We start from the raw sequence: 6,000 nt of genomic DNA on the forward strand, positions 1-6,000 counted from the left end.
GGCGTTTTAGAGGTGAACAACGTGGAGCTTTTATCCGGCGCTGAAATGGTCGTCCGCTTTTTGCGTGACGAAGGCGTTAAAAACATCTATGGGTACCCCGGTGGTGCTCTGCTGCATATCTACGATGCCCTGTTCAAGGAACCGGAAGTCAATCACATTCTGGTTCGCCACGAGCAAGCGGCTACCCATATGGCTGACGGCTATGCTCGCGCCACCGGCAAGGCCGGTGTGGTGCTGGTAACCTCCGGCCCAGGCGCCACCAATGCCATTACCGGTATTGCCACCGCCTACATGGACTCCATCCCGATGGTGGTGCTGTCCGGCCAGGTGCCGAGCAACATGGTCGGCACCGATGCCTTCCAGGAAACCGACATGATCGGTATCTCGCGGCCTATCGTGAAGCATAGCTTTATGATCAAGCACGCCTCGGAAATCCCGGAAGTCCTGAAGAAAGCCTTCTATCTGGCGCAGTCCGGCCGTCCCGGCCCGGTGGTTGTGGATATCCCCAAGGATATGACCAACCCGGCCGAGAAATTCGAGTACGTCTATCCTAAGAAGGTCAAGCTGCGCTCCTACAGCCCAGCCTTGCGTGGCCACTCCGGGCAGATTCGCAAGGCGGCCGAGCTGCTGCTGAGTGCCAAGCGCCCCATCGTCTACTCCGGTGGCGGTGTGATCATGGGCGGTGCTGCAGCGCCGCTGACCGAACTGGCGCAAATGCTCAACCTGCCGGTGACCAATACCCTGATGGGCCTGGGCGGCTTTCCCGGCACCGACCGCCAGTTCCTCGGCATGCTCGGCATGCACGGCAGCTACACCGCCAACCTGGCGATGCACCACGCAGATGTGATTCTCGCTGTCGGCGCGCGTTTCGACGATCGCGTGATCAACGGTGCGAGCAAGTTCTGTCCGAACGCCAAGATCATTCATATCGATATCGATCCAGCCTCCATTTCCAAGACTATCAAGGCCGATATTCCTATCGTCGGGCCGGTCGAGAGCGTGATGACCGAGATGGTCGCGATCCTCAAGGAGATCGGTGAGAACCTCAACAAAGAGGCGCTGTCTAGCTGGTGGAAGCAGATCGAGGAGTGGCGCGGTGGTCGCATCATGTTCCCTTACGACAAGGGCGACGGCAGCATCATCAAGCCGCAGACCGTGATCGAAACCCTGTCCGAAGTCACCGGCGGCGACGCGTTCGTGACCTCCGACGTGGGTCAGCACCAGATGTTCGCGGCTCAGTACTACCGTTTCAACAAGCCTAACCGTTGGATCAACTCCGGCGGCCTGGGCACCATGGGCTTCGGTTTTCCGGCGGCCATGGGCGTCAAACTGAGCTTCCCGGATGCCGACGTGGCGTGCGTGACCGGTGAGGGCAGCATCCAGATGAATATCCAGGAGCTGTCGACCTGCCTGCAGTACGACCTGCCGGTGAAAATCGTCAACCTGAATAATGGTGCCCTGGGTATGGTGCGCCAGTGGCAGGACATGAACTACGGTAGCCGTCACTCGCACTCCTATATGGAGTCGTTGCCGGACTTCGTCAAACTGGCCGAGGCCTATGGCCATGTCGGCATGCGCATCACCGACCTGAAAGACCTGAAGCCGAAGCTGGAAGAGGCGTTCGCCATGAAGGATCGCCTGGTGTTCCTCGATATCCAGGTCGATACCAGCGAGCACGTCTACCCGATGCAGATCAAAGACGGTGCGATGCGCGACATGTGGCTAAGCAAGACGGAGCGGACCTAATCATGCGACACATTATTTCCCTGCTGCTGGAAAACGAGCCTGGCGCATTGTCCCGCGTGGTTGGTCTGTTCTCGCAACGCAACTACAACATCGAAAGTCTCACCGTGGCTCCGACCGAAGACCCGACCCTGTCGCGTCTGACCCTGACCACTGTGGGCCATGATGAAGTAATCGAGCAGATCACCAAGAACCTCAACAAGCTGGTCGAGGTGGTCAAGCTGGTTGACCTGTCGGAAAGTGCTCACGTCGAGCGCGAGCTGATGCTGGTCAAGGTCAAGGCAACCGGTGCCCAGCGCGCCGAGGTCAAGCGAACCACCGACATCTTCCGTGGGCAGATCGTCGACGTGAATACCAGCGTCTACACCATCCAGCTGGCCGGCACGAGCGACAAGCTGGACAGCTTTATCCAGGCCATCGGCACCGCGTCGATCCTGGAAACCGTACGCAGTGGCGTTACTGGCATTGCCCGCGGCGACAAGGTGCTGAGTATCTGATTGCGTCGTGCTGATAAAACGAAAAGCCCTCGGGGGAAATATCTCCTGAGGGCTTTTTGCTTTTCGGGCTAAGCACCTCGTACGCGGCGGAGCGTTGCTGCCGTCATTTAGCGTTGGCGACTCCAGAAGGCGTTGATCAGCGGATCCTTAAGGCGTTTTTCCAGCGCGAACAGGCCAATGTCGTAGGCGGCTAACGGTGGCTGAATATCGTAAATGCGGATACGTGCGGTCAGTGGGCTGTTGTCGAGTACGATCTGTGGAACCACACCAATACCAAAGCCCAGGCTCACCATGCTGACGATGGCTTCGTTGCCACTTACCTGTGCATAAATGCGCGGTTTGATGTTGTGGCTTTTCAGCCACAGGTCGGTTCGGGTGCGGGCGAGGCCTTCTTCCGAGAGGATCATCGGCACGTCCCGCCAGCTCTCCGCCGTGGGATGCCTAAGCTGTTCTTCGCTCAATAGCTGAGGTGACTGCGGGCCGATAAAGCACAGCTCTGAACGGGCTATCGGCTGAAATTCGATGCCGGCCGGCAAGCTGTCGGGGCGGGCACCGATGGCAAGGTCTTCCAGTCCTTCTTGCACGCGCTCAACGGCTTTGGCTGGGTCGCCGGTGTGCAGTTTCATTTCAATGCGCGGATAATCCTGGCGAAAACTGCTCAGGATGTCGTAGAGGAAGCTGTAGCTGGCCGTTACCGAGCAGTATAGGGAGAGCTCGCCGTGGAGGATCAGCTGATCCTGCTTGAAGGTCTGGCGGATGGCGTGCCAGCCGTTTATGACGTCGCTGGCGTACTCGCGGAACTGATGCCCCTCGCGGGTCAGGCGCACTGAGCGGTTGTCTCGCAGAAACAGCGGTGCACCCAGTTCATCCTCGAGCTGTTTGATGCTGCGGCTGAGCGCGGAGGGGCTGACGTGCTGCTCGCGGCTGGTTTTACCGAAGTGCAGATTGTCGGCCAGGGCAAGAAAAAGCTTGAGGGCGTGACTGTCCATGATTGTTTCAAATATCGGCATGTAGTGTTGCAAATATATCATTTTACGCAACGGGGCGGATCACTTAAGGTGTCCTCGTCGCGGTGCATGCACCCCATCCTTTTCCGATTAAAAGAGCCAAGAACATGAAAGTTTATTACGACAAAGACTGTGACCTCTCGATCATCCAGGGCAAGAAAGTTGCCATCATCGGTTACGGTTCCCAGGGCCACGCCCAAGCGTGCAACCTGAAAGATTCCGGTGTCGACGTCACTGTTGGCCTGCGTAAAGGCTCGGCCACCGTTGCCAAGGCAGAAGCCCATGGCCTGAAAGTGGCTGACGTTGCCACTGCTGTTGCCGGTGCCGACCTGGTCATGATCCTGACCCCGGACGAGTTCCAGTCCCAGCTGTACAAGAACGAAATCGAACCGAATATCAAGAAGGGCGCAACCCTGGCCTTCTCCCACGGCTTCGCCATTCACTACAACCAGGTTGTGCCGCGTAGCGACCTCGACGTGATCATGATCGCGCCCAAGGCTCCAGGTCACACCGTGCGTTCCGAGTTCGTCAAGGGCGGCGGTATCCCTGATCTGATCGCTATCTATCAGGACGCTTCTGGCAATGCCAAGAACGTTGCCCTGTCCTACGCTTCGGGCGTTGGCGGTGGCCGTACCGGCATCATCGAAACCACCTTCAAGGACGAAACCGAAACCGACCTGTTCGGCGAGCAGGCTGTTCTCTGTGGCGGTTGCGTTGAGCTGGTCAAAGCTGGCTTCGAAACCCTGGTCGACGCAGGTTACGCGCCGGAAATGGCTTACTTCGAGTGCTTGCACGAGCTGAAGCTGATCGTTGACCTCATGTACGAAGGCGGTATCGCCAACATGAACTACTCGATCTCCAACAACGCCGAATACGGCGAGTACGTGACTGGCCCTGAGGTCATCAACGCCGAATCCCGTGCTGCCATGCGCAACGCCCTGAAGCGTATTCAGGACGGCGAATACGCCAAGATGTTTATCCAGGAAGGTGCGGCCAACTATCCATCGATGACTGCCTACCGTCGCAACAACGCGGCTCACGGTATCGAAGTTGTAGGTGAGCAGCTGCGCTCCATGATGCCGTGGATCTCGGCGAACAAAATCGTCGACAAAGCCAAGAACTAAGGCTTATTGATGTGAAAGAACGCGGCCATGGCCGCGTTTTTTCATGGTGCGCCAAGGGTTCTGGTATAAAGCCTGGGTACTGAATGGGTGGTGTCGACGAACCCTTGTCGATACGGCCTGTCGAAATTTCCAAATCCGTTGCAAGGTATTGTTCATGAACGAACGTCCAGATGAGCCCCAGTCGCCCCCCGAAACAGAAAGCTTGTTGCCCATTGACGAGCATATAGAAGAGGGGCACGACGACGAGGGTCGCAAGGTTCGTCATCGCGGCATTTATCTGCTGCCAAACTTGTTTACCACGGCCAATCTGTTTGCTGGCTTCTACGCCATCATCAATGCCATGAACGGCAACTTCTATGTGGCAGCGGCGGCTGTGTTCGTCGCTATGGTGCTTGATGGTCTGGATGGTCGTGTTGCACGCCTGACCAATACCCAGAGCGCCTTCGGTGCCGAATATGACTCGTTGTCCGATATGGTCGCCTTTGGTGTAGCCCCGGCCCTGCTGGCGTTCGAGTGGGCGCTCGGTAGCATGGGCAAGGTAGGCTGGATGGTGGCCTTCATCTATGTCGCCGGTGCGGCCTTGCGTCTGGCGCGCTTCAATACGCAGATCGGCAGTGTCGATAAGCGCTACTTTATCGGCCTGGCCAGTCCCGCAGCTGCCGGCGTGGTGGCGGGTACGGTCTGGGCCTTTAGCGATTTCGGCATCAAGGGCTCGAATATGGCTTTTGCCGTGGCGATCCTAGTGGCGGCCGCGGGTGTGCTGATGGTCAGCAACATCAAGTACTACAGCTTCAAGGATCTCGACCTGAAAGGTCGTGTACCTTTTGTGGCCATTCTGGCGGTGGTGCTGGTTTTCGCTGTAGTGTTCAGTGATCCGCCGCGTATCTTGCTGATCATCTTCCTGGCATATGCCGCATCAGGGCCTATCCAGTATTTGCTGCAGTTGCGACGTCGTAAAACGACTGAGTAACGGGTCTGCCGCCGAAGCCGTTGATGTTCGCATCAACGGCTTCGGCGTTTCTGTGGTGTTAGTTTTCTTGCATTGAGTCGCTGTTCCCAGGAAGTTGTTCCTTTGCTCTCGTGGGCGTGGCTGGGTGATGCGGGAAGCCGGTTGCCGTAAAAGCGTAATAATGCCTTGACCTGGCTCAGCTTGCCCCTATAATGCGCACCTCTTCCGGCGCAGGTCTCTCGGAAAACTTATTTTAAAACAATAAGTTAGCTTTAAAAGAGAGGTTGCAAAGCAGCGAAAGCTGTGTAGAATGCGCCGGGCTGACAGGGTGGTGGTTTGATCCTGTTGGTGGCTTCGATCAGGTAGATCGGTAGCGGTTGAAGAGGTGGTTGACAGCGGTTTGAAACGCTGTAGAATTCGCCTCCCGCTAACGAGAAGCTGGATGTTGGTCGGGGATGCAAGTAGTTGAGTAGAAAGAACTTCTTCGGAAAGAACTTCGAAAAACAGCTTGACGCAAGATGAGGCTGCTGTAGAATGCGCGCCTCGGTTGAGGCGAAAGACTTAACCAACCGCTCTTTAACAACTGAATCAAGCAATTCGTGTGGGTGCTTGTGAGGTAAGACTGCTAGTCGCAAGATTATCAGCATCACAAGTAACACTCGTTAATTTGAGAGTTTTTT

The 6,000-nt window shown here is 56.7% G+C and carries 5 protein-coding genes; 4 read left to right on the forward strand and 1 reads right to left on the reverse strand.

All coding sequences use genetic code 11. The features are described from left to right. Window positions 1-21 precede the first annotated feature (21 nt). Window positions 22-1,746, forward strand: coding sequence for an acetolactate synthase 3 large subunit (locus tag WMW70_RS16050; protein WP_341438461.1), 1,725 nt, complete (start codon window positions 22-24; stop codon window positions 1,744-1,746). Window positions 1,747-1,748: 2 nt separating this feature from the next. After that, window positions 1,749-2,240, forward strand: a complete 492-nt coding sequence (ilvN, locus tag WMW70_RS16055; protein WP_298116935.1) for an acetolactate synthase small subunit — start codon at window positions 1,749-1,751, stop codon at window positions 2,238-2,240. Between the two features lie 107 nt (window positions 2,241-2,347). Here ilvN and ilvY read toward each other — a convergent pair whose 3' ends face one another. Then, a complete protein-coding gene (ilvY, locus tag WMW70_RS16060) occupies window positions 2,348-3,229 on the reverse strand; it encodes an HTH-type transcriptional activator IlvY (protein WP_341438462.1) in 882 nt (293 codons plus the stop codon). A gap of 125 nt (window positions 3,230-3,354) precedes the next feature. Between ilvY and ilvC the strand changes: the two genes are divergently transcribed. Continuing rightward, a complete protein-coding gene (gene ilvC, locus WMW70_RS16065; protein WP_325508644.1) occupies window positions 3,355-4,371 on the forward strand; it encodes a ketol-acid reductoisomerase in 1,017 nt (338 codons plus the stop codon). Window positions 4,372-4,525: 154 nt separating this feature from the next. Further along, window positions 4,526-5,341 (forward strand): CDP-diacylglycerol--serine O-phosphatidyltransferase, encoded by an 816-nt coding sequence (gene pssA / locus WMW70_RS16070; protein ID WP_341438463.1) that lies wholly within the window; start codon window positions 4,526-4,528, stop codon window positions 5,339-5,341. Window positions 5,342-6,000: the final 659 nt, after the last annotated feature.

Origin of the sequence: Pseudomonas sp. XK-1, assembly GCF_038069885.1 — a bacterium.
In the GTDB taxonomy this organism is placed as follows: Bacteria; Pseudomonadota; Gammaproteobacteria; order Pseudomonadales; family Pseudomonadaceae; genus Aquipseudomonas.